We start from the raw sequence: 23,629 nt of genomic DNA, 5'->3' as shown, positions 1-23,629 counted from the left end.
CGCCCAGCAGGCGGCCCGGGGACCACCGACGGCCGCGAACGGCCCCGGGGCCACCGACGGTCACGGGCGGCCCCGGAGTCACCGTCGGCCACAGGGGCCCCAGGGTCGCCGTCAGCCACAGACCACCCCGAAGTCACCGTCAGCCACAGACTGCCCCGAAGTCACCGTCGGCCGCAGACGGCCCAAGAACCCTGTGACGGACGACCGACGGACGACCGACGGACGACCGACGGACGACCGGCGGTCACCCGCCCGCCCGCTTGGCCGCCACGACCGCGTCGAACACCTCGCGCTTCGGCACCCCCGCCTCCACCGCCACCGCCGCGATCGCCTCCTTGCGCCGATCGCCGGCCTCCTCCCGCACCCGCACCCGGCGCACCAGCTCGTCGGCGTCCACGTCCCCCGGCCCCGGCTCGGGCGCCCCCTCCACGACGACGGTGATCTCACCGCGCACGCCCTCGGCGGCCCACGCGGCCAGCTCGGCCAGCGGACCGCGCCGGACCTCCTCGTAGGTCTTGGTCAGCTCGCGGCAGACGGCGGCCCGGCGGTCCGCGCCGAACACCTCGGCCATCGCGGCGAGGGTGTCGTCGAGGCGGTGCGGGGCCTCGAAGTAGACGAGGGTGCGCCGCTCCCCGGCGGCCTCCCGGAGCCGGCCCAGCCGCTCGCCGGCCTTGCGCGGCAGGAAGCCCTCGAAGCAGAACCGGTCGACCGGCAGCCCCGACAGGGCGAGCGCGGTCAGCACGGCCGACGGGCCGGGCACCGCGGTGACCCGCACGTCCCGCTCGACGGCCGCGGCGACCAGCCGGTACCCGGGGTCGGACACCGACGGCATGCCCGCGTCCGTCACCAGCAGCACGCGCGCGCCGCCGGTCAGTTCCTCCACCAGCTCGGGCGTGCGGGCGGACTCGTTGCCCTCGAAGTACGACACGACGCGCCCCTTGGGCGTGACGCCGAGCGCCTGGGTGAGCCGCCGCAGCCGCCGGGTGTCCTCCGCGGCGACGACGTCGGCGGCGGCGAGCTCCTCGGCGAGCCGGGGCGGGGCGTCGGAGACGTCGCCGATGGGAGTGCCTGCGAGTACGAGGGTTCCGGTCACTCCCCCATCCTCCCAGGGCCCGGCGCGGCCGGAGCCGGGGCATACCGCCCATGGACGGGACTCGCACCGCACGGTTCCCTACGATGGCGCGGTGACCAGTACCGCGTCCTCCACGGACACCCGGCAGGAGCAGGCGCCGCACGAGCAGCGGCCGTCGTGGCAGCACCGGCTGCGCCGTTTCGGCTACACGGCGTCGGGGCCGAGAGGCGACGTCCGCGACCAACTGGTCCCGCCGTACACCGAGCCCTCCGGACGGCTGTGGTCGTCGCTGGGCGTGCCGCCGGACCGGGCGCAGCGCCTCGTCCGCTGGTCGGGATGGGGCGGCCCGCTGCTGGTCACGCTGCTGGCGGGCGTCCTGCGGTTCTGGAACCTGGGCAGCCCCCGGGGCGTGATATTCGACGAGACGTACTACGCCAAGGACGCGTGGGCGCTGGTCCACCGCGGCTTCGAGGTCAACTGGGCGAAGAACGCCAACAGTCAGGTCCTGTCCTCCGGCGGGGACCTGCCCATCCCGACCGACGCCTCCTACGTGGTCCATCCGCCGGTCGGCAAGTACGTCATCGGGCTCGGCGAACTGATCTTCGGCTTCGACCCGTTCGGCTGGCGGTTCATGACCGCCCTGCTCGGCACGCTGTCGGTGCTGATGCTGTGCCGGATCGGGCGCCGGCTGTTCCGGTCCACGTTCCTGGGCTGCCTCGCGGGCGCGCTGATGGCCGTGGACGGGCTGCACTTCGTGATGAGCCGGACCGCGCTGCTCGACGGCGTGCTGATGTTCTTCGTGCTGGCCGCCTTCGGCTGCCTGCTGATCGACCGGGACCGGGCCCGCGAGAAGCTGGCCGCCGCGCTGCCCGCCGACGCGGACGGCCGGGTCCGCCCGAACGCCCGGATCGCGGAGAGCACCCGCATCGGCTTCCGGCCGTGGCGGGTGGCGGCCGGCCTGATGCTGGGCCTGGCGATCGGCACCAAGTGGAACGGCCTGTACGTCATGGCCGCGTTCTGCGTGATGGCGGTGCTCTGGGACGTCGGCATGCGCAAGGTCGCGGGCGCCCACCACCCCTACCGGGCGGTGGTCCGCCGCGACCTGGGCTGGGCCTTCCTGTCCACGGTGCCCGTCGCCGTCGTCACCTACGTCGTCTCCTGGACCGGCTGGATCCTCTCCCCCTCCGACGGCACCGGCGGCTACTACCGCGACTGGGCGGTCAAGGACGGCCGCGACAGCGACTGGTCCTGGCTGTTCCCCGACTGGTGGCGCAGCCTGTGGCACTACGAGGCCCAGGTCTACGAGTTCCACGTCGGCCTGTCCTCGCCGCACACCTACGAGTCCAACCCGTGGAGCTGGCTGGTCACCGGCCGCCCGGTCTCCTACTTCTACGAGTCCCCGGCCCCCGGCACCGACGGCTGCCCGGCCGACGCGGCCGAGAAGTGCGCCCGCGAGGTCCTGGCGATCGGCACCCCGGTGCTGTGGTGGGTGGCCTGCCTGGCCCTCCTCTACGTCCTGTGGCGCTGGTTCTTCCGCCGCGACTGGCGCGCGGGCGCCATCGCCTGCGGCGTCGCCGCCGGGTACCTGCCCTGGTTCCTCTACCAGGAACGCACCATCTTCTACTTCTACGCCATCGTCTTCCTGCCCTTCCTGTGCCTGGCCGTGGCCATGCTCCTGGGCGCCCTCGTCGGCCCACCCCGCTCCACCGACACCCGCCGCGTCGCGGGCGCCACGGCGGCGGGCGTGGTGACCCTGCTGATCGCCTGGAACTTCATCTACTTCTGGCCGATCTACACCGGCACCCCGATCCCGATCGACGACTGGCGGTCACGGATGTGGCTGGACACGTGGGTTTAGCTGGACGGACGTCCCACGGGGGCGCGGCGGAGCGCCGCGCCCCCGTGGCCGTTGTCGGTCGTTAGTGGCTGTCGTTGGCCTCCCTCGCACGGCCCCGTCACGGCCCGGCTGTGGTGCTCAGCAGCTCTACAACGAGCTAGGTTCGATCTTCTAGCCTGCGGACTCGTCATCGTGATGTGCTCTGAGGGCTAGCCGGGGTTAAAGCGCGCTCTGGGGAAGGTCACCTCATTGCAGAACGCGCGTGGCCAACACGGATCCGTCTGGGTGTACTGAGACGGGCCCCCACCACTCGTGGTCCCAGGTGTCACGAGGCCAGGTTGCGCGCCGTGCGTGCACCTCAGCGCGGTATTGCTCCACCTTGCCCGCCTCGAGGTGACGGAAGAGATCTTCAGCAATCCCCGAGAACGCCTCCACACGTGTTCTGTTCAGGCGGAACACGTGGTCCGTACCGACGCAGGGAATGCCCAGAAACTCCCCGTATGCGTCCTGAACGCTGCCAGCGGCCGCATGAGCGAAGCCAGTGAAGTGACGCTGTCCCTGCCGCTTGGTCAAGTACTGGGCAGTTGCTGCCCCATCACCAGCAAAGGCCGTCAGCCCAGCAGCTGCTGTGCGCGCCAGTACGTGGCGGAACCACTCATAGTGCTTCGGCCTCACATGGAAGCCAGGGACGGACGGCTGCGTCTCGTCTCCGACGGGCGGCGGCTGGATACCTGGATAGATGTTTTCGTCTTCAAGCGGATCATCCAGGTTTCTCTCATAGGAGCACGCCCGCCCAGTCAGACGCCCACCCTGACCCGTGGACTGCAGTACGTGAACTGTAAGCGGGCCCTTCAAGGGGAGCTCCGTACTGAACACCAGACTCGGCGTTTCGTTCCATCCCCCGATGTGCACCGCCTCTACGGCTGCCGAGGCAGCGGCAAGCTGGTCGTGCGAGTCGGGAGCGTTACCGTGGTGCCCTCTGCACTCGATCGGGAACACCAACGACTCTGCCTCTGGCTTCCAGACCTCAGCGAAGAAGCGCGGACGGTAGCGGTACCCGGATCGCGGCCCCTTGTCCCTACTGTTAAGGGCCCAACCCGCCCTAAGAGTTGTATCGGCCGGGACTATCGAAACGCAGTACCCAGGATGGCGCCGAACCAGAATCTGCTTGGCTAGTGCCAACGCGAAGCCGACCCCTAGCTCGCCAGATTGAAGCGCCTTGTAGTGCTCCGCTGTTTCCCGCCCCTCAGCAGAGAGCTTCATGTGCTCGCTGAAGCTACCAGCCAAGGCTTGGCTGTACTTCAAACTGCCCCAATGCTCAGCGAGCCCTCGGCCGGCGCCTCGCCGGGACAGCGCCATGGCTCGACCAAGCGTGTGCAAGACGCTCCAGGGGGTCAGCTGCAGAGGGCTAACTTCCCCAGTCCGTACAGGTTGCAGGTCCGGCTTCCGCCGCAGCGCCTCACCTTCCTTCTCCTTACGCTTCTCGTCGTCCTTGGCCGCAGCCGCAGCTACGCTGCCGACCAGCGCTCTGTCCGAATGCACCGCAACGTTCGACATCTGCGCGAGGTCGCTGAGTACGTCCGCTGCTGGCTTCATGTTGCTCCCCCTCCGACACGCCCCTTGGCTGACGTCGCAACGTAGGGGGCGGGTCAGGGGCGCACACAAGTACGCATGGGGCGTAAGAAGGGGCGGATTGAGAGGTCTACGTCGGGGCCTGTACACCTAGGGCATCACGAAGGTAGCGCTGTACTTGGCGCGCGTGACAGCGACGTAGAGCTTTGCTCTGTCCCCGGCCTGCTTGAAGTCTCGGGTCTGGTAGAACCTGATCATTGGCTTCGTCGGGAAGATGAGCACCCGGTCGAAGGTGCTGCCCTTCGAGGTGCCCATGTTCATTGCTTCGAGACCGCAGGTGTCGGCCCGCTTGTCCCAACGTAGGACGACCGGTGCGTACTGCTCCGCGTACTCCTGCACTTTCGACTTCTTGATCTCGAAGATACCGTCATGGCCAGTGATTTCAGTGTTCTTGGAGATCGTCCGCGCAAGCTCCGGATACAGATCATCGGCGAAGTTGCAGATGTCTTGGTTACAGCGGTAGCTCTCGACTCGATTCTCGATTTGGCAGAGCCTAGTGCGCTTACCAAGCCAATCGACGATTCCGCTCCCCTTGAACTGCTTGTTCTTGGCAGCGTTGTTCGTCACGAATGTGGCCTGGCGGGGGTCGCCCACCACAGTCACAGCAATTGACGAATTCATCAATATCTCTAGAAGCTCTAGATCGTATCCCGCCATGTCTTGAATTTCATCAATGTAGATGTGATCGTACATCCGCGAGAGCCGATCAACGACCATACCATTGCTCAACTTGTTGGCTTCGTAGGCGAGCGCAGAGACGCCGTCCCGGTACACAGCTTGGCCGGAGTCGAGGTAGTAGCGCGTGGGTTCGCTCCGGGGGAGATACCTGGAACGCTGCCCGACAAAGTTGAGCCCGCCCATCATCCCCGTCTCGCCGAGGACAAAGCTCTGGTAGGGGCGAGCGCACTCATTCAGAAGAAAGGTGAACCAACCCATCACCGTGACGTGGCCGGGGAGGACACCAGTTCCTGCGCTCAGCCTGTTGACGATCTGATGTAGGTTTTCGTTGGTGTAAGTCGTCACCAGGACGCGTTTGTTGGGGTCAGAAAGGACGCAGTCGATGATGTGCTGGGTCTTGCGCGAGCCAGCTGCGGCAATTACGGCAAGGTTGTTATGCAACTGCATCCCTGATGTACTCCGGCATGGTGATGATCTGGCCACTTTCGAAGATTGCCAGCGCGCAGGTTGTCTTGTTATTCTTCATGTAATTGAGCAGATCTTCCTCGGTCGTGAAATTTTGACCGAGGACTTCATTCATTCTTGCCAGACCATTCGCCTTGAAAAGTTGCGGTTCTAGTGTCTGGAACGTCGCGTCCTCACCTACGTGGACGGAGATGTTCGTGAACGCAGCGTAGGTACTGTAACCCTGTTTAACGACGCTCGCGTCCTTGCCATCATTGTCGGTGATGACGGCTACACGGTTTTGAGTGAGCAGCGACGCGATATCAAGGAACCGCTTGAAGGAGAGCCCGCGAACGTTGATGACGTCCACTCCATCCTCAGCGGGCAGAACGCCGTGAGCGTCCTTGTAGGCCCGCTGGACGACCAGCTCGTCGGACGGGCCTTCAACGAGGAGTGACCGCTTCGCCAAGACCACGCGCAGCGTGTCATAGCCCGAGAGCTTCCTGAAGTAGTTTTGAGTATCGGACGGGAGGCTATCGAGTCGCACCCCCTCCGTGGCGGAGAGCAAAACCAGCTTTTCCAGGCCCAGCTTGTTCAGGACGTACGAGCTGTGCGTGGTGATGAACACCTGCTTGTTCTCACACTTGTCGCTGATCCTTTTGACCAACTTACCCAAGTTAGGAAAGGACAGATGATTTTCCGGCTCCTCAACGAGGACGACGTGCGCTTCCTCAACCTTTTTGTTCAACGCTAGCAGGATTTTAAGCGTGCTCTGCTCGCCCTTGCCTACAAACTGGAAGGGGAGATCATCAAGGTGAGGGATGATACTGCTTTCCCAACTTGACTTCTGCGACACGTCAATACTGAGGGTCAACTCACGGTCGCTTACCTCTCGGGGAGCGCCTCGCAGCTTCTCATTGATCTTGATGATCGAGTCATCCTCCGCGAAATTCTCTCGGAGGCTTCGGTAGGCGCGCGCCAACTCGACCCGTTCACCCGGCGCAAGGTGCGAACTGATAATTCCGTTCAAGTAGTAGTCAACACCGCTTTGAAGGTGAATGTTCGCAGCGTCAATGAGTGAGGCAGTGGCAGGGATACTGCGGAAGGTGATTCCATTCCCAGAGAACGCCAACCAGTCGACCTTATAATACTCGGTCGGGACCAACCGAACCTGAGTGGGATCTTTAATGAACTCCTTGTATTCAGGCTCATAGTCCGGGTTAAGGGAAACACGGATTCGCACTCCAGGCTCATTAGCCTTGAGGAGGTTGTTAGTCCCCATCAGTTCAGCGGGCGCCACCTTGCCATCGAGGAAAAGGTCGATGATAATTTCAGGCGGCCGAGCTTCTCGCCCCTCACGCAAGGCGGCAATGTACTCTGCGGCGACATCCTTGTGAAATAGATAGGGCGAGAGATCCTGGGCGAGAAGTCGACCTCGCAACCTTCCGGTGAGTGCAAGACTGATCGCTTCCAGAATCGTCGACTTTCCGGCGTCGTTGTCGCCGACCAAAATGTTCATCTTAGGGTCGAAGTCGAGCTTGAACCGACGAAACGTGCGGTAGTTCTGAATGACGACTTTAGAAAGCACGCGCCCCCCTAGTGAAAAGACGTTCACTTTCGGAGGTGAGCATGCTGTTAATTGCTGGAACCAGGCTCCCCACGAGGTTCCACCTGCACACCTTCGAACAAGTAGCGAGGAGCGTAGCAGGCACCTCACCGACCTCGAGGGTAGGATCGATAAAGTCGAACAAACTATCTATTTTGCTTTGGCCAAAGCCTCTAGATGAACATGACTTGCCAGTAACGAAAGAGCGGCTGTGCTAAGCGAAAGGTTGAGCACAGCAGGCCTCGCGCAGCTCCCGGGCGTCGCTACTTCCGCTCTACGGTGTCTCCCACGAGTCGGCTTGTGAACCCGGCGTCACGCAGCCGCTCGTACGCTGCGACCACGTCCTCGGGTACGGGCTGCTCGATCATGAATCCTTGTTGTGGGTAGACCATGAGTCGCTGCTGCGCGCCGGTCAACATGTCGATGACGAGGCGTGCGTCTCCGATCGAGTCCACGTAGTCAGCCAGGGTCATGGGTGTGGATGCGTTGACCCACTCGACTTCGGGCCACAGTTTGCGGGCGGTCGCGTAGGCCCGTCGTTCCTCGTACGGCTTGCTGATCAGGAGGACGGAGGACACAGCGGCTCCGCGCTCTTCGAGGAGTGCACGGGAGAAGCGGATGTTCTCTCCTGTGTTCCGGGCCCGCGGCTCCACGAGGATGGCATCGGCCGGCACTCTCAGTTCCATCGCCCGCTCGCGGTAGTGCTCGGCCTCCCCGCGCGGCATGCGGTCGCGTGTGGTGCGGCTGGTCGCCCCAGTAAAGACGATCAACGGCATCATGCCCCGGTGGTAGAGATCGGCGGTTGTGTCGGCGACTCCCAGGTCATGGCTGCCAAGCCCGATCGCAACAGAGCATGGGCGCAGTTCGTGCCTCATCTGTTGGAAGTCCCAGAGCCGTTGAGCGTCGGCCCATGCCCGTGCTGAGATCACTTGCTCTCGCCCTCCGCTTTCGCTGAGTCGGGGACCTTGAAGTCGTACGTCCAGGCAAAGCGTGTCGCTGCGTGGACACCGATCGCGAACTCCACCACGGTGCCGTCGGCCGTGTACGTCGTCCGGTGCAGCTCCACCACCCATTCGCCCGGTGCAAGCTGGAGCAGCTGGACTTCGTCCGCCGTGGGGATCCGGGCGAACAGCGTCTCCTGCATGTGGTCGATCTCGTACCCAGCGTCGTACAGGACACGGAAGCCACCGCCCCGGCCGGCGGGCCCTGGTGCCGGGTCGACGATGCGCGTCCCTTCCACGTGCTCGGGACGGTAGTAACTGGTCAGCGTGTGCGTCGGCTGTGACCCTTCCTTGACCACGCGCGCACGTGCGTAGACCTCTGCGCCCTCCGGAAGACCGTGCGCCTGGGCGACGACGGCCGGCGCCGGAACACGGCTGACGGTCTGCGTCTGCTCGTTGCGCTTGTACGTACGGCCGGACGCCACGCGGTCCGCGATGAACGCCACTTCATCGCCGTCCCGCCACTTGGCCTTGTCGTACCGCGCGATGCCGAGCCGCTTGAGCGGGGCTCGCTCGCGGACGACCGTGCCGTGTCCGCGCGACGACGTGACCAGCCCTTCGGCCTCCAACGCCTTATAGGCCGCATGGACGGTGGACTTCGAGCCTTCGCCCGCTTCCACCAGGTCCCTGATCTGCGGCAACTGGGCACCGGGCGCGTACTCGCCGTTCCTGATCTGTTCGGCCAGTCGGTCCGCAAGCTCCCGCCACTTGGGCGCCATGCAGCACTCCTCTCGACACCGACCAGTGAAACACAGTCCCAGGACTGTTGACAGTCCTGGGACTGTGCGCCATGGTCTTATCGAGCGGCTCGCAGTCCCAGGACAGCGAGTCAGGGGCGTCCCATCGGGCTGCTCCCATGCCGTCCCAAGGGGCTCCGTGAAACGGGCTCGGAGGAAGCGCCAGCTCTTTGACAACTGCAGAGGTGGGCCCCGCCTCCCCGAGTCGAAAAGGCGGATCGCGCGACTGGATCGTGCATCGACCCTCGCGGCTTCCGCCGCGCCGGTTGCCTCCGCTGCGCGTCTCGTACGTGCAGCGCTGAGGGGAGCCGGTTCCCCGCCCACTTCGGGCGGGCCGGTCGTCCACCCCGTCCCAGTGACCCGAGAGGGGCAGGCATGCGCCGGATCACCAACCCCAAGCACGTCAACGTCGACCAGGTCGGCACGGTCGTCGACTACGAGGGCGAGAAGCACCTGATCACCGACGTGGGCGGCGGCTGCTTCAAGGTCGTCCGCCTGCGCGACGGCTACGGCCGCAACGTCGAGATCCGCAAGGTCCTCCACCGCTGACAGCGGACCCCACCACACAACGGCGCGCCCCCGGAGTTGCAGCTCCGGGGGCGCTGTTCGGGCCGTCCCATCCTGAGAGGAAACACGACCCAATGAACCCCATCGTCACTGTTCAGGACGCCGTTACCGCGTTCGCCGACTTCGTGGAGCCGACGAACGCGGAACTGGACGCCACCGAGCGGGAGATGCCCGTCATCCTGGCGGACGTCGAGCTGCTGGACGCGCACATCGTCACCCTGGACCGCACGCCGACCGAGCTGGACAACCGGCGCATCCGCCGGGCCCGCCGCCGCGCGCTCGCCGCCCGCGTCGCCCTGCTCAACCAGGACGCCGGCGCGAGCCTGCCCGGGGGTGCCGCGTGAGGACGCTGACCGCGCAGATGTCGAGCGACGGCAGCGCATGGCGGCTGTACGTCGTGCTGTACGGCGAGACCGAGTGGCCCACCTTCCGGTGGGAGCGCACCGCTCCGGTCCCCACCGGGGCGGAGCGTCGGGCGGCGCTGGCCTCCCTCGGCTACGAGGTCGCACCGGACGCCGTGTGGTCCTGGACGGAAGACAGCCGGGACCCCGACGACGACTCCACCCCGGTCCTGCTGATCGCGGCCGTCACGGTGCGCGACCGGGACGGGGGTGCGGCATGAGGGCGAAGACCGTTCTGCCGGCCGTCGCGATGACGGCCGTGTCCATGGTGCTCACCCTCGCCGTGGTCGTCATGTGGCTGGGGGCGGCGGTGCCGTGGCCGGTCGCCCTGGTCGTCGGGCTCGGCATCGACGGGGGATGGCTGGCCACCCTCGCCTACGAACGCCGCCTCGCCGCACAGGGCGACCACAACCGCGCCGTGACCGCCGTCGGCTGGTCCTTCGGCATCCTCGCCGCCGGCGTCCTCATCGCCCACGCCCTCACGGCAGAACACTCCGCCGGGGCATGGCTGGCCGTCGCCTGGCTCCCGATCGCGGCCAAAGCCCTGTGGCTGGTGCACGCGATGTGGGAGCGCACCGCCCTCACCCCCGTCGCGCTGGACGCTATCCGCGGTATCCAGCAGGAAGCGCGCGACGAGGCCGCCGTGGCACGCGCCCGGCTGCGGGCGGAAGCGGCCACCGAGGAGACGCGGCTGACGGCCGTGACGGAGGCCGGGGCCCGCGTCGCACGCGTCCAGGCCAAGACCGCGCAGACCCTCGCGGGGGCGTGGTCGACGCTGGAGACGGCCCGCGCGGGTGAGGAGACCGGCAGGGCGCTGACCAGCGTGACGGCCCGCGTCACACCCGGTGTCACCCCCCACTGGGAACTGCCCGTGTGGGGGCCGACGGAGCCGGTTGCGGCCCGGTCGCTGGAGAGCGCACCGGCTCTCACCGATGATGCGCTGGACGTCATCGTCGACGAGATCCGCACCAGCGAGACACCCGCCCTGTCCTACCGGGAGATGGCCGCCCGGTTCCGCGCCGCCGGCCACGCCGCGAGCGAGATGCGGCTGCGGGCCGCGTGGAAGCGCGTGGCCGCATGATGGGGGCGCTGCCGGTGTTCCGGTGGCGCCTCGCCCCGGACGGCTACGCCACCCGCCGCCAACTCCGCGCCCTGGGCCTGCGGCCCGGCGGTCAAGACGTGGCCGCGCAACTCGAACGGCCCCGCCGCCGACGGGGCCCGCTGGTCGCCTACCTCTACCGCGTCGACCTCGCCGTGCCGGTGCGTCCAATGACCCCGGCACGGCGGGCGGCGCTGGCCAAGGCCAACCGAGCCCGCCGCATCTGCCCTGTCTGCCGGCGCGATGCCGGATACGTCATCCCCACCTCGCTGGGCACCTGCGTGCCCTGCACCGACGCCGACCCGCACGGGTCCGATGGGAGCACCCGATGAGCAACGCCGACCTGCGCCGCCTGGACCGCGAGATCCGGGCGACCAGCAAGAAGCTGGAGGCCGTGCGGCGGGGTGAGTTGTGGCCGCTGAACGGCCGCGAGCGCCGCGCCATGCTCCGCGCCGCCGCCGGTGGCGCCTACCGCACCGCGCGGGGCCGCAGCGCCGGCCGCGCCGAAACGCAGATGGAGTCCACCTCGTCGGCCGCTGAGATGCGGCTCGCGGCGGAGTTGAACGCGCTGCACGGCGAGCGGCAGCGGCTCATTACGGAGGCCGCGCGCGAGAAGGCGGCCAAGAAGTCGTCCGGCTGGTGGTGACCAGCCCCAACGTGCACCGGGGTGGCCGCTCTTTCCACGGACCCGGCCACCCCGGCTCTCACCCACAACCGCCCCGCGAAGGGGGCAGTCAGGAGCTGTTCCAGCATGTCTGAGAACGTCGTTCACCTCCACAAGCACTCCAACCCGCCTGCCGAACCCACGACCGTCGGCACGGCCCCGACGGTGCTCACTGTCGTGCCGGACGCGCCGCCCGCGCGGCCGGTGCCGCTGTGGGTGCGCTCCGGCCGCGCGGTGAAGACCGTTGTCACGCACGAGCGCACCCGGTCGGCCGGCCGCGCCGTCGTCCGGCACGGCCTCTACACGTTCAACGGCGGCAGGATCGCCGCCCGTCGGGCGTGGGACGGCCGGACCGGGGCCCGCTATGAGCGGATGATCCGGGCGGCGGAGGCCGCCGGGAACCTGGAAGCGGCGGAGGAGTGGGAGGAGCGGCTGAGCCGCTTCCGCGCCGCCCGCCACCACCGCCGCATGGACCTCCTGCACTCCCCGGTCGACGCCGCCAAGGGTGTAGCCGTCGGCGCTGGTATGAGCGTCGGTGTGCTGGTCGCCCTCGGCGTTGTGATGGCGATCAGCACCGGTCAGGTCGGGGATGTGGTCACGCCGCTGACCGCGACCATCGACTTCATCGCCTTACTGATCCGCATCGTGCAGATCGTGTGGGGCCCGGCCATCACCATCGGCCCGTTCCTCGCGCTGCTCGCGCTGTGGTCGGTGGGCCGTCGGCAGCAGGCGGCCCCGCAGTGGGCGCTCCCGGCGAACGTGCGGTCGGGTGAGGGGGAGCCGATCACGCCGTCCATCGTGGTCAAGGCACTGCGCGACCTCGGCATTTCCGCCCTGCGCAACGCCATCAAGGAGATGGGCGATGCCGGCGCGAGCATGCTCGGACCCATCACGATCGCCGGATGCGGCGTCGAGGTCGACGTCACGCTCCCCTCGGGGGTGTCGACGATCGAGGTGCAGAACCGGCGGCGGAAGCTCGCGGAGAACCTGACCCGGCATGAGCACGAGGTGTTCATCACCATCCCGCAGGCCGCCCGCACCGTCCGCCTGTGGATCGCCGACAGCGGGGCGCTGGATGAGCCGATCGGTCCGTCGCCGCTGGTCACCGACGAGACGATGACCGCCGACTACAAGAAGGGCAAGGCACCGTGGGGTCAGGACCTGCGCGGCGACGCCGCCGCCCTGTCCCTCTACCAGCGGCACCTGCTCATCACGGGCCTGTCCAACCAGGGCAAGACCGTCGCCCTGCGCTCCCTGGCCCTGTGGCTGTCGCTTGACCGGTCGGTGGAGTTCCTCATCGGCGACCTGAAGGGCGTGGGCGACTGGGCCATGTTCGACGGCCTCGCCCGCACCCTCATCCAAGGGCCGACCGATGAGCACGTGATCCAGGTGACCGAGATGGTCGAGGGCGCGGTGGCCGAGATGAACCGCCGCATCCAGGCCCCGCCCGGCACCACCTTCCCGCCACTCATCGTGCTGGTCGACGAAGCGCAGGTCGCGTTCATGTGCCCCGCCAAGGACGAGGACAAGCGCCCCTACGGCGGCAGCAAGGCCAACTCCCGCTACTTCATGGCCGTCCGCAAAATCCACAACCAGGGGCGGGCCGTGAACGTGCTCATGTGGCAGGGCACCCAGGACCCGACCAACGAGAACCTGCCCAAGCTGGTGCGCGAGGGCGCCCACACCCGCGCCTCCCTCGCCCTCGGCACCGAGTCGCAGGCCCGCATGGCACTCGGGGACAAGGCCGTCGACGGCGGCGCCGCACCGAACCTGCTCCGTCCCGGCCTGGACCGGGGAACCCTGGTCGTCGCCTCCGACGGGATCACCATCCCGGCGGGGCAGTCGTCCATCACGGTGCGCACCCACTACATCGACGACGACGCAGCCACCGCAATCACCGACCGGGCCAAGGCCCTGCGCGACGGCGTCACCACCCTCCACGCCATCGAGCACAAAGAGGAGCACGACCCGCTCGCCGACATCGCCGCCGTCATCGGCGACGCACCCCGCGTCCGCACCAAGGACGTCCTCGCCCGCCTCGCCACCCGCAACCCCAGCGCCTATGGCGAGTGGTCGTTCATCGACCTCAAGCGCGTCCTGGACGACGCCGACGCCGAGCCCTACAAGTCCGACGGCGTCATGGTCGTCTCCCGCGACCGCGTCGCCCGCGCCCTCACCAACCGCAACAGTGAGGGTTCCGCTTCCGCCAACTGATCGCAGGGAGCCGACCCGCTGCGGGTCAGGGAGGCAGGGAGAACTCCCTGACCACCTCCCTGACCCACCTCCCTGGCCCTGACCTGCACGAATGATCGTTCAGGGAGTCAGGGAGGCCCGCAGGTCAGACCCCCGAAACACCCTCCACACGGCACCCCGAAAGGGGGTGTCTCCACCTCCCTGGCCATACGCCGGAAGGGATTCCGCATGTACCCCGACCACACCCCTCAGCGGGCCGTGAAAGTACACCAGCCCACCCCGATACCGCCCCCGGTCATCCACTCCGCGCCGGTCGTTCCGGCGCAGCCGGGCACCGTTCCGACAGTGGCGAGCATCGTCCTCCCGGACGGCCACGTCGTCACCGGCTACGCCATCGACCCCGCCCGCCCCGAACCCGTCACCACCAAGCCGGCCATCTCCCGCGCGGCGGTGAACGTCGCCCTCGGAGGCGTCGGGTTCCTCGCAGTGTGCGGCGGACTGCTCCTGCTCACCTCGTTCATCGCCGCCCTCACCGCGTTCATCGGCCAGCTCATCACCCTCGCCGCCGTCATCTTCGGCGGCTGGATCGCCATCCAGGTGCTCAGCGGGAGCGGCCACAAGGGCGGCACGACCGTGAACATCCGCCGCGCCGTGATCAAGCGCAACCACTTCCACGGCTAGCTACGCCAAGGGCGGCCCCCCACTCACGCCAATGAACCGGGGCCGCCCTTGCCCAACCAATCCGCAACAGATCTGTTGGAGGCATCCAGCATGACCCAACCCGCCACCATCCGGCGAGACACCCGCCCACGACCGCCGCTGCCGGAACACCTACGGACGGCACTGTCGCTGGCCGCGAAGGGTGTGCCGGTGCTGCCGCTGCGACGGGGCAAGGTGCCGTTCGGCAACTGCCCCTCGTGCGCCGGCAACGCGTGCGGCGGCCGGCCGAACATGAAGACCCCCGGCCCCTGCCAGTGCCCCGGCATCTGCCACGCCTGGGCCGCGGCCACCACCGACCCGGACGTCATCACCTCAGCCGCATGGGCGGCGGCGTGGCGGCGGGCGGTGTGCGTCGGCTACCACCCCGGCGGCGCCGGCCTGACCGTCGTCGACCTGGACGACGCGGGAGCCATGGTCTGGGCCCGGACCGCCCTGCCCGCGACGCGGACTGTGCCGACGACGCGCGGGGAACACTGGATCTACCGGGGCACCATGCCCTCGCGGAACGCGGTCCGGCCCGGCGTCGACATCAAGTCGACCATGTCTTACGCCCGCTACCTCGGCCCCGGCACCGGCCCGATGGCCGACCTGCCGGACGCCGCACGGGCCCTGGCCGTCAAGGAGCCTCCTGCGGCCCGCCTGGCGGTGCGAGCGGCCGTCGCGCCCGCCGGTGTCCAGGGCGGGGAGTGCCCGCACCGTACGCCCGCCTACCTGGAGCGTGGCGTCGCCATGGCAGAGCAGCGCATCACCGAGGCGTCCAGGGCTGTTCACGCGACCGTTTACCGGGTGTTCCTCGCGGTGCTGTCCCGGCACGGCCGATGCGGCTGCCTGACCGACGCCCACATCGCCCGTCTGTTCACCGCCGCGCAGGCCAAGGGCGAGTCCCCGCGGCACTGCGCGGATGCGTGGACCAACGCCCGTACGACGTTGGGACTGTGACCATGTCCGAGGACGAGAAGACTCCCGCCCGCGAGGTCATCGCCGATTACGCGCAGGCGCACTTCCGGTACTTCCGCACCGCCGACGGGACCGTGTACGCGCAGCGCAACGGCCACCCCGTGGCCCGTCCGATCCGCTCTCAGGGCACCTCGGGCAGTCACCGGCAGGAACTCATGGTCGGCCTGTTCAACGACGGGCACGGCGTGTTCAACGGCACCGCTCTGAAGGAGGCACTGGACTTGATCGAGGCACTGGCGATGAGCCAGCAAGTACAGCCCGTTCACATCCGCGTGGCTCCCGGATTCGACGGTGCGACGTGGCTGGACCTGGGCCGCGACGACGGGCGGTCGGTCCGTATCCATCCCACCGGCTGGGACATCGCCATTCCCGACCCGCGTGAGGTGTGCTGGCGGCGCACCCAGCTCACTGGGGAACTGCCCGTGCCCGTCAAGGACACCGACGGCAAGGGCATCGACGCCCTGCTGCGGCTGTGCAACTTCGCCACTGCGGAGACCGAGTGCTTGGCCATCGCCTGGCTTATCGGCTGCCTTGAACCGTCTGTGCCCGTCCCCGCCCCGTTCCTCACCGGCCCGCAGGGCGCGGGGAAGTCCACCGGCGGCCGGATGCTCGTGCGGATCATCGAGGGCATGACCGGGGACCTGCGCCGGGCACCGAAGGACGAGGAGAACCTGATCGCGGCCGTGGCTGCCGGTTGGGTCACCGCCCTGGACAACCTCTCTCACCTCGCCCCAGACCTGTCCGACCTCATGTGCTGCATCGTCACCGGTGCCGAGACCATCAAGCGCGCCCTCTACACCGACGGCGACGTCGTCCGCGCCCGCTATCGCCGCCCCCTGCTCCTGACCGGCATCGACGTGGGCGTCATCCGGCCCGACCTCGCCGAACGACTCCTCCCGCTGCGCCTGGAACGCCCCCGCACCCGGCGTACCGAAGCGGAACTGTGGGCGGAGTTCGAAGAGGCCCTGCCCGTGATCCTGGGCTCCCTCCTGGACCTCACCGTGCAGGTGCGCGCGGCGGAAGCGGACATCCCCACTGACCTGCGCATGGCCGACTTCGCGCACCTGTGCGCGCAGCTGGACGCGGCGACCGGTCTCGGAGCGCTGGGCGCCTACCGGGCCGCCCTGGACGACCTGAACGATGACGTCATCGAAGGCGACCTCCTGGCACAGACCGTGCTGAAGCACGCCGCCGGCCTGGACGCCGGGGCAGAGCAGCGGATGACGTCGACTGAGTGGCTGCACTGCCTCACCGGCCTCTACAGCGGCGAGGAGTGCCGTCCCCTGCCCAAGGGGTGGCCGACCACGGGCAAGGTGCTCTCCGACCGTCTCAAGCGCCTTCAGCCCACCCTCGCCGCCCGGGGCGTTCTCATCGACTGGGGCCGCACCAGCACGGCGCGCTTCATCGAGATGACCCGCCCCCCGGCCCCGCCGCCCACTCACGAGCAGGCACCAGCGTTCTGACCGGCGGCACCACGCCCTGCACAAGCAAGAGGAGCACCCCGCCCGGCGTGCTCCTCTTGCTGTTCGGCGGCGGCAGCCGCCCAGCGATGGTCGCGCCGCGAAGCGGCTCCTTCTTCTCGCTTGAACCGCGCACCACAACAGACATCCCCTTCTCTTGTCCGAAGGGAAGAGACGCTGCGTCACCTGCGTCACCCGAAGACGGCAAGCGCCCGGCGACCTGCCGTTACAGCGGTGACGCAGGGAAGCGGACCCTGCGTCATCGGGCGTCACCCGCGTCATCTGGTGACGAAGTGCTGTGTCACCAGATGACGTGCCCAGAAGTCCTGCGTCACCGCTAGACCGCAGGTCAGAGCAACGCGTGTCACAGGTGACGCGATGACGCAGAGTTCCCTACCTCGGACAGAGGCGGCCATGCCCTCCCCGCTTGGAGTCCCTATGGCACAGCCGACGGCCCCCGACCCCCGCGCCACTCTCCGCGGCGGCCTCCCCGACCGGTACCTCACCCCCGCCGACATCGCCGAGATGTTCGAGGTGCCCCTGGAGACCGTCTACCAGTGGCGCAAGAAGCGCACCGGCCCGCCCGGCTTCCGCATCGGCAAGCACCTCCGCTACGACCCCACCGACGTACGCGCCTACGTCACCGCCCTCAAGAACACCGCCACCGCCGCCTAGCCAGACACCACCACACACAGCAGGGAGAGCCGCCGTGCGCGGCTCTCCCTGCTGTGTGTTGAGAGAGGACCGCCGCCCCATGGCAGGCCACATCCAGGACCGCTGGTACAAGACCGAGACCGACGCCAACGGGAAGCCCGTCAAAACCAAGACCGACCGCCACGGAACGGGCCTCCGCTACCGCGCCCGGTACGTCGGCCCGGACGGCACCGAGAAGAGCAAGTCGTTCCGTGACAAGGAGCTGCGGCTCGCCAAGCAGTGGCTCGCGCACATCGAAGCGGACATGTCCCGTGGCCAGTACGTCGACCCGCGCTCCTCCCGGACGACATTCCGGCAGTACGCGGAACGCTGGGTGCAGACGCACACCGGCGAGATCAACAGCCGTGAGGCCGCGGAGCGTCGGCTCCGGCTGCACGCCTACCCCCACATCGGCTCGCGCCCGCTCGGCTCCTTCAAGCCCGAGCACATCCGCGCCTGGATCGCCGCCCTTGAAGCCACAGTGCCGGCGGAGTCGCATCGCCGCATCATCGTGGGAACCGTCTCCGCTGCGCTGAGTGCGGCGGTCGACGACGGACTGCTCAGCAAGAACCCCTGCCGGGCCCGCACGGTGCAACTCCCGAAGGCCGGCAAGCCGCGCGTCATCCCGTGGACGGCAGAGCATGTCTTCGGGGTGCGCACGGCCCTCCCCCGGCGCTACCAGGCCGCCGTGGATGCCGGGGCGGGATGCGGACTGCGACAGGGCGAGATCTTCGGTCTGTCCGTCGATGAACTCGACTTCGAAGGCGGATGGCTGGCCGTGGGCCATCAGCTCAAGCGGATCCGGGGCAAGTATGTTTTCGCCCTCCCCAAGGGCGGCAAGGTCCGCGACGTGCCGCTCCCCAAGGCTGTGGCGACCGCTCTCCGGGCCCACGCCGATGAGTGCGAGCCGATCGACGTGACGCTTCCCTGGCGTACGCCCGACGGCCCTCTCGTGACCAAGCGGCTCATCTTCAGCGGAGCTGAGGGCGACCACGTCCGTGTGAGCCACTTCAACGATCACTATTGGAAACCCGCTTTGGCCGCCGCCGGCATCATCCCCGAGGCGAAGCCGGGCGAGCGCTACGCGTCCGCCCGCGAGCACGGGATGCACGCGCTCAGGCACTTCTACGCCTCCGTGCTGCTGGACGCCGGCGAGAGCATCCGAGCCCTGAGCCAGTACCTCGGTCACAGCGATCCGGGCTTCACGCTCCGGACGTACACGCACCTCATGCCGAGCAGCGAGGGACGCACCCGAAAGGCCGTCGACAGCCTCTACCTGGCGTCGAGCACGCATGATCACGGCCCAGGGACGGCCCAAGCCGCCTGATACGGCCCCGGCCAGAGACGAACGCCCTGGTCGGGGCCCCACGGGGCCGGAGCACACGAACTTTATCTACTTCTGGCCCCTCTACACCGGCCAGGCCATCCCCATCGACGACTGGCGGGCGCGGATGTGGCTCGATACGTGGGTGTGACTGCGACGGCGGTGACGGGGCCCGGGCCGACCGGGCCCCGGCCGACGCGAGGGTCGGACGCGCCGGCCGGGTCTCCTCCGGACGGACGCGCGCGGTGCCCCGGAGGGCGTCCGGTGCCTCAACCAGCCTTCAGTGCACGCCATTTGTCCACGTGCCGGAAGGGTGCGGCCACGATGGCCCGGAACTGCGCCGGGGTGTGAAAGGCGACCACCAGTTCGCCGGGCTCGTCACCGTCACGTACGTCCGCGATCCGGGTCCGCGAGGTCTGCCAGCCGCCGCCCGGTTCCGTGAGTTCGGCGTTCGCGGTGAAGTGGATGTGGTCGCCGTGGACCTCCAGGACACCCGTGGTGCCCGCCCTCGCCAGGCGCCGCTCCCATGTCTCGTAGGCCGTGGCGTCGGCGACCAGGACCCGCCCGGCGTGCACCGCCTCGGCCATGCGATCGATCCGGGCGCCCGCTCTGCGGTCCGTCCACCAGCTGCGCAGTCCCACGCCCTGCCCCGCCCCTCGCTCACTCACTGGACCGCCACACACTGTCTCCCACCTCGGTGACCAGGCCCTGTGAGGGTCCCAGGGGGACGCGCTCCGGGCGGTCCGGCACCGTCGGTGCACGCCGGTCCCGCGGCTCGGCGGCTCGCCCCTCGCCCCTCGGGTCGGCGTACGAGGTCCGGGGCGCGGGGGTTCCGGCCCGAGCGGCACTCCCGCCCACGCAAACAACCCCCTTTCGCTTCGGCCACCGAACGGAAACAGTGGCTCCTCTGTCACGCGCCGTGCGTAGAGTGCCAGGGCATCGGACCTCATGGACATGTCCACAAGGCGTGGGGGGACCGGTGGGGAGGGGAGTCGCCCGATGGGCAAGGGGGTCAAGGTCGCCGTCGTCGGCGGGGTGTTCGCGGTGATGGTCGGCGGGGCCGGGTACGGCGCGTACACCTTCGTGTCGGCGATCGGCGGGGACGGCGGGCCGGGGGCGTCGGCGGCGGTGCCGAAGTCGGGGCCGCCGGAAGGGGCCGAGGTGAAGAAGGCGTCCGGCGCGTTCTTCACGGCCTGGGAGAAGGGGCGCGCGGCGCAGGCGGCGGCGCTGACCGACAACGCGCAGGAGGCGGGCGCGCTGCTGGAGGCGTACGGGGAGGACGCCCGGATCACCGGGGTGCGGATCTCCCCGGGCACGCCCGCCGGAGCCACCGTGCCCTTCCGCGTCCGGGCGACCGTGACGTTCGAGGGCAGGTCGGCGCCGCTGGAGTACGCGAGCGAACTGACGGTGGTGCGGGGGAAGTCGACCGGGCGGGCGCTGGTGGACTGGGAGCCGTCGGTGGTCCATCCGGACCTGCAGGAGGGCGACACCCTGGTCACCGGGAAGTCGGAGCAGCCTCCCATCGAGGCGGTGGGGCGGAACGGCAAGGTGCTCACGAAGGCCGACCACCCGTCGCTGGGCCCGGTCCTGGACACCCTGCGCGAGAAGTACGGCGACAAGGCGGGCGGCACCCCCGCTGTCGAGCTGGTGATCCGGCACGCCGGGGACGCCTCGGGCGAGACGCCCGCCGACACCCCGCTGGTGACCCTGAGGAAGGGCAAGGCCGGCAAGCTCCGTACGACGCTCAGCGCGGCGGCGCAGACGGCGGCGGAGGAGGCGGTGAAGTCGCACCGCAACGCCTCGGTGGTGGCGGTGCAGCCGAGCACCGGTGAGGTGCTGGCCATGGCCAACCAGCGCGAGGACGGCTTCAACGCGGCCTTCCTCGGCAGGGTCGCCCCCGGCTCCACCATGAAGATCATCACCGCGGCCATGCTCATCGACCACGGTGTGACCACGATGAACGGACCGGCGCCCTGCCCCGCCACCGCGACCTGGCAGAGCCAGACCTTCAAGAACATCACCGGGCTGCAGCCGAACGAGAACGCCAGCCTCGCCGACAGCTTCCTGCGCTCCTGCAACACCGCCTTCATCAAGCTGATCGACGAGAAGCCGCTCACCGACGCCTCCCTCACCCAGGAGGCGCAGAACCGGTTCGGGCTGGGCCGGGACGACTGGAAGACCGGCATCGCCTCCTTCGACGGGCGGGTGCCGGCCGTGAGCGGACCGGACCGGGCGGCGAACGCCATCGGTCAGGGCCAGGTGCAGATGAACCCGCTGACCATGGCCTCGGTGACGGCCACCGCCATCACCGGCACCTTCCGGCAGCCGTACCTGGTCTCCCCCCGGCTGGACGGGCGTCAACTGGCGCGGGCCGAGGGTCTGTCGGCCAGGACCGCCGCCCAGCTCAAGCAGATGATGCGGCTCACCGCCACGCAGGGCACCGGGCGGAAGGCGATGGCCGGGCTCAGCGGTGACATCGGGGCGAAGACGGGCTCCGCCGAGGTCGACGGCAACGCCACGTCCGACAGCTGGTTCACCGGTTTCCGGGGCGACGTCGCGGCGGCGGCCATGGCCCAGCAGGGCGGGCACGGCGGCGACGCGGCCGGTCCGATCGTCGCGGCCGTGCTACGAGCGGTGGGCTGAGCGGGCCGGTCCCGCGCGGGACCCCAGTACCGCAACAGGCGGCGTCTGCCGCGGCACTAGGGTAGGGCCGTCGTGTGTGCACAGGCCCGTCACGACGGCCACCAGGAGACGTCCTGGCGCACCCGAGCCCGGCGGCGCGACGCCACGGGCCGGTGCCGGACACACACCCCAGGGGCTGCGGGGGCCCGGCGAGCAGCGGAGGAACGGACAGCAGTGGGCAACAGGAAGCGCGTCGTCGAGCGACGGAAGACAAGACCCGCCGTGCTGGGCGGGATGATCGCCGTGGTGGTCGGGGGCGCCGGGGTCGGCGCCTACGCGCTGTTCGGGGGCGGTGCCGCCGCCGAGGACGACACCCGCTCGGCGTCCGCTCAGCAGGCGGAGAAGGTGAAGACGGGCCCGCTGACCGCCGCCGAGATCACCGGGACGGCCGAGCGGTTCCTCACCGCCTGGCAGCAGGGCGAGGTGAGCGAGGCCGCCGCCCTCACCGACGACCCGAAGGCCGCCACCGCCCTGCTCACCGGATACACCAAGGACGCCCGGGTCCGGGACGTCTCCCTCACCCCGTCCGAGCCGACCGGGGACAAGGTCCCCTTCTCCGTCAAGGGCACGGTGGAGCACGGGGACATCAGCAAGCCGCTCTCCTACGCCAGCGTGCTGACCGTCGTCCGGGGGGCCGCGGACGGCGAACCGCGGGTCGCCTGGCGGTCGTCGGTGGTGCACCCCGACCTCAAGGACGGCGACCGGCTGGTCACCGGCGAGTCGGGCACCCCGCCGGTCAAGGCCCTGGACCGGGACGGCGGCGAGCTGACCACCGCGAAGTACCCGAGCCTGGGCCTGGTGCTGGACGGGCTGCGCGAGAAGTACGGCAAGACGGCCGGCGGCACGGCGGGGATCGAGCTCCGGGTGGTGCGCGGCAAGGCGTCCGAGAAGGCGGAGCTGTCCGACAAGACGCTGCTGGCGCTGAGCGAGGGCACCCCGGGCACGGTGGAGACCACGCTGGATCCGAAGCTCCAGGCCGCCGCCGAGGCCCAGGTCGCCAAGAAGCGCCGGGCGTCGGTGGTGCTGGTGCGCCCGTCGACCGGGGAGATCCTCGCGGCGGCGAACTCCTCACGGGGCTTCAACACCGCGTTCCAGGGCTCGTTGGCCCCCGGTTCGACGATGAAGGTCGTCACGGCCTCGATGCTGCTGGAGAAGAACCTGGCGGGCGTCGACGACAAGCACCCCTGCCCCAAGTACTTCAGCTACGGCGGCTGGAAGTTCCAGAACCTCGACAAGTTCCAGATCAAGGACGGCACGTTCCGGGCCAGCTTCGCCCGCTCCTGCAACACCGCGTTCATCAGCCAGGCGCCGGAACTGGGGAACGACGACCTGACGAAGCAGGCCCAGCAGGTCTTCGGGCTGTCGAAGAACGACTGGCAGGTGGGCGTGGCCACCTTCGACGGCTCGGTGCCGGTGCAGTCGGACGCGTCGATGGCGGCTTCCCTGATCGGCCAGGGCGGGGTACGGATGAACCCGCTGAACATGGCGTCGGTGTCGGCGACGGTCAAGGCGGGCGTGTTCCGTCAGCCGTACCTGGTCTCACCGGAGGTGGACGGCCGGACGCTGGCGAAGGCCGCGCGCACCATGTCGCCGGGGACGGCGGCGCAGTTGCGGGACCTGATGGCGTACACGGCGACCTCCGGCACGGCCGCGGAGGCGATGGCCGGGGTTCCGGGTGACAAGGGCGCCAAGACCGGGTCGGCGGAAGTGGACGGGCAGAAGAAGCCCAACGGCTGGTTCACCGCCTACCGCGGGGACGTGGCGGGCGCGGCGGTCGTCCAGCAGGGCGGGCACGGCGGGTCGTCGGCGGGGCCGATCGTGGCGTCGCTGCTGAAGCTGGGCGGCTGACCGGGCCCGGGGCC

At 69.0% G+C, this 23,629-nt stretch carries 22 protein-coding genes; 15 read left to right on the top strand and 7 right to left on the bottom strand.

Annotation, left to right across the window (positions count from 1 at the left end; all coding sequences use genetic code 11):
• Positions 1–244 precede the first annotated feature (244 nt).
• Entirely contained in the window at positions 245–1,093 is an 849-nt protein-coding gene (rsmI, locus tag AB0F01_RS26805) for a 16S rRNA (cytidine(1402)-2'-O)-methyltransferase (protein ID WP_362100783.1), read from the bottom strand.
• Positions 1,094–1,184: 91 nt separating this feature from the next.
• Here rsmI and AB0F01_RS26800 point away from each other — a divergent pair, with 91 nt between their 5' ends.
• Positions 1,185–2,930, top strand: coding sequence for a phospholipid carrier-dependent glycosyltransferase (locus tag AB0F01_RS26800; RefSeq protein WP_362100781.1), 1,746 nt, complete (start codon positions 1,185–1,187; stop codon positions 2,928–2,930).
• Positions 2,931–3,155: 225 nt separating this feature from the next.
• Here AB0F01_RS26800 and AB0F01_RS26795 read toward each other — a convergent pair whose 3' ends face one another.
• The 5 genes from AB0F01_RS26795 to AB0F01_RS26775 form a co-directional block, all read right to left on the bottom strand.
• Positions 3,156–4,505, bottom strand: coding sequence for a hypothetical protein (locus tag AB0F01_RS26795; RefSeq protein WP_362100779.1), 1,350 nt, complete (start codon positions 4,503–4,505; stop codon positions 3,156–3,158).
• 126 nt (positions 4,506–4,631) lie between these two features.
• Complete coding sequence (locus AB0F01_RS26790) at positions 4,632–5,666, bottom strand: UvrD-helicase domain-containing protein (RefSeq protein ID WP_362100777.1); 1,035 nt, start codon at positions 5,664–5,666, stop codon at positions 4,632–4,634.
• Positions 5,653–7,278 (bottom strand): AAA family ATPase, encoded by a 1,626-nt coding sequence (locus AB0F01_RS26785; RefSeq protein WP_362100775.1) that lies wholly within the window; start codon positions 7,276–7,278, stop codon positions 5,653–5,655. Before AB0F01_RS26785 ends, AB0F01_RS26790 begins: the two co-directional genes overlap by 14 nt.
• Before the next feature lie 254 nt (positions 7,279–7,532).
• On the bottom strand, positions 7,533–8,198 hold the full coding sequence (locus AB0F01_RS26780) for a YdcF family protein (RefSeq protein ID WP_362100772.1): 666 nt from the start codon (positions 8,196–8,198) through the stop codon (positions 7,533–7,535).
• On the bottom strand, positions 8,195–8,989 hold the full coding sequence (locus AB0F01_RS26775; protein ID WP_362100769.1) for a GntR family transcriptional regulator: 795 nt from the start codon (positions 8,987–8,989) through the stop codon (positions 8,195–8,197). The genes AB0F01_RS26780 and AB0F01_RS26775 overlap by 4 nt, the downstream gene beginning before the upstream one ends.
• A 393-nt stretch (positions 8,990–9,382) precedes the next feature.
• Between AB0F01_RS26775 and AB0F01_RS26770 the strand changes: the two genes are divergently transcribed.
• From AB0F01_RS26770 to AB0F01_RS26715, 12 genes are all read left to right on the top strand, one after another.
• Positions 9,383–9,556, top strand: a complete 174-nt coding sequence (locus AB0F01_RS26770; RefSeq protein ID WP_362100765.1) for a hypothetical protein — start codon at positions 9,383–9,385, stop codon at positions 9,554–9,556.
• Positions 9,557–9,648: 92 nt separating this feature from the next.
• On the top strand, positions 9,649–9,918 hold the full coding sequence (locus AB0F01_RS26765) for a DUF6284 family protein (RefSeq protein ID WP_362100763.1): 270 nt from the start codon (positions 9,649–9,651) through the stop codon (positions 9,916–9,918).
• A complete protein-coding gene (locus tag AB0F01_RS26760; RefSeq protein WP_362100760.1) occupies positions 9,915–10,196 on the top strand; it encodes a DUF6303 family protein in 282 nt (93 codons plus the stop codon). Before AB0F01_RS26765 ends, AB0F01_RS26760 begins: the two co-directional genes overlap by 4 nt.
• Positions 10,193–11,056: a protein spdB gene (locus tag AB0F01_RS26755; protein WP_362100757.1), complete on the top strand. Its 864-nt coding sequence runs from the start codon at positions 10,193–10,195 to the stop codon at positions 11,054–11,056. The genes AB0F01_RS26760 and AB0F01_RS26755 overlap by 4 nt, the downstream gene beginning before the upstream one ends.
• On the top strand, positions 11,056–11,406 hold the full coding sequence (locus tag AB0F01_RS26750; RefSeq protein ID WP_362100911.1) for an RRQRL motif-containing zinc-binding protein: 351 nt from the start codon (positions 11,056–11,058) through the stop codon (positions 11,404–11,406). Before AB0F01_RS26755 ends, AB0F01_RS26750 begins: the two co-directional genes overlap by 1 nt.
• On the top strand, positions 11,403–11,720 hold the full coding sequence (locus AB0F01_RS26745; RefSeq protein ID WP_362100754.1) for a hypothetical protein: 318 nt from the start codon (positions 11,403–11,405) through the stop codon (positions 11,718–11,720). Before AB0F01_RS26750 ends, AB0F01_RS26745 begins: the two co-directional genes overlap by 4 nt.
• A 105-nt stretch (positions 11,721–11,825) precedes the next feature.
• Positions 11,826–13,952 carry an ATP-binding protein gene (locus AB0F01_RS26740; RefSeq protein ID WP_362100751.1) on the top strand — a complete coding sequence of 709 codons (2,127 nt, stop codon included), beginning with the start codon at positions 11,826–11,828 and terminating at the stop codon, positions 13,950–13,952.
• Between the two features lie 207 nt (positions 13,953–14,159).
• Positions 14,160–14,612 (top strand): hypothetical protein, encoded by a 453-nt coding sequence (locus tag AB0F01_RS26735; protein WP_362100748.1) that lies wholly within the window; start codon positions 14,160–14,162, stop codon positions 14,610–14,612.
• Between the two features lie 90 nt (positions 14,613–14,702).
• Positions 14,703–15,590, top strand: a complete 888-nt coding sequence (locus tag AB0F01_RS26730) for a bifunctional DNA primase/polymerase (RefSeq protein WP_362100745.1) — start codon at positions 14,703–14,705, stop codon at positions 15,588–15,590.
• A 2-nt stretch (positions 15,591–15,592) separates the two neighbouring features.
• Positions 15,593–17,071 carry an ATP-binding protein gene (locus AB0F01_RS26725; RefSeq protein ID WP_362100908.1) on the top strand — a complete coding sequence of 493 codons (1,479 nt, stop codon included), beginning with the start codon at positions 15,593–15,595 and terminating at the stop codon, positions 17,069–17,071.
• 435 nt (positions 17,072–17,506) lie between these two features.
• Positions 17,507–17,743, top strand: coding sequence for a helix-turn-helix domain-containing protein (locus AB0F01_RS26720; protein WP_163080355.1), 237 nt, complete (start codon positions 17,507–17,509; stop codon positions 17,741–17,743).
• 79 nt (positions 17,744–17,822) lie between these two features.
• Positions 17,823–19,088 carry a site-specific integrase gene (locus tag AB0F01_RS26715; protein ID WP_362100742.1) on the top strand — a complete coding sequence of 422 codons (1,266 nt, stop codon included), beginning with the start codon at positions 17,823–17,825 and terminating at the stop codon, positions 19,086–19,088.
• 266 nt (positions 19,089–19,354) lie between these two features.
• Here the strand turns inward: AB0F01_RS26715 and AB0F01_RS26710 are convergent, their stop codons facing one another.
• Positions 19,355–19,753, bottom strand: coding sequence for a hypothetical protein (locus AB0F01_RS26710; RefSeq protein WP_362100740.1), 399 nt, complete (start codon positions 19,751–19,753; stop codon positions 19,355–19,357).
• 331 nt (positions 19,754–20,084) lie between these two features.
• Between AB0F01_RS26710 and AB0F01_RS26705 the strand changes: the two genes are divergently transcribed.
• Both AB0F01_RS26705 and AB0F01_RS26700 read left to right on the top strand, forming a co-directional pair.
• Positions 20,085–21,728: a penicillin-binding transpeptidase domain-containing protein gene (locus tag AB0F01_RS26705; RefSeq protein WP_362100737.1), complete on the top strand. Its 1,644-nt coding sequence runs from the start codon at positions 20,085–20,087 to the stop codon at positions 21,726–21,728.
• Positions 21,729–21,941: 213 nt separating this feature from the next.
• On the top strand, positions 21,942–23,615 hold the full coding sequence (locus tag AB0F01_RS26700; RefSeq protein WP_362100734.1) for a penicillin-binding transpeptidase domain-containing protein: 1,674 nt from the start codon (positions 21,942–21,944) through the stop codon (positions 23,613–23,615).
• Positions 23,616–23,629 lie beyond the last annotated feature (14 nt).

This window comes from Streptomyces sp. NPDC029526 (assembly GCF_040637405.1).
In the GTDB taxonomy this organism is placed as follows: Bacteria; Actinomycetota; Actinomycetes; order Streptomycetales; family Streptomycetaceae; genus Streptomyces.
This window is presented reverse-complemented; position numbering and strand designations above follow the sequence as displayed.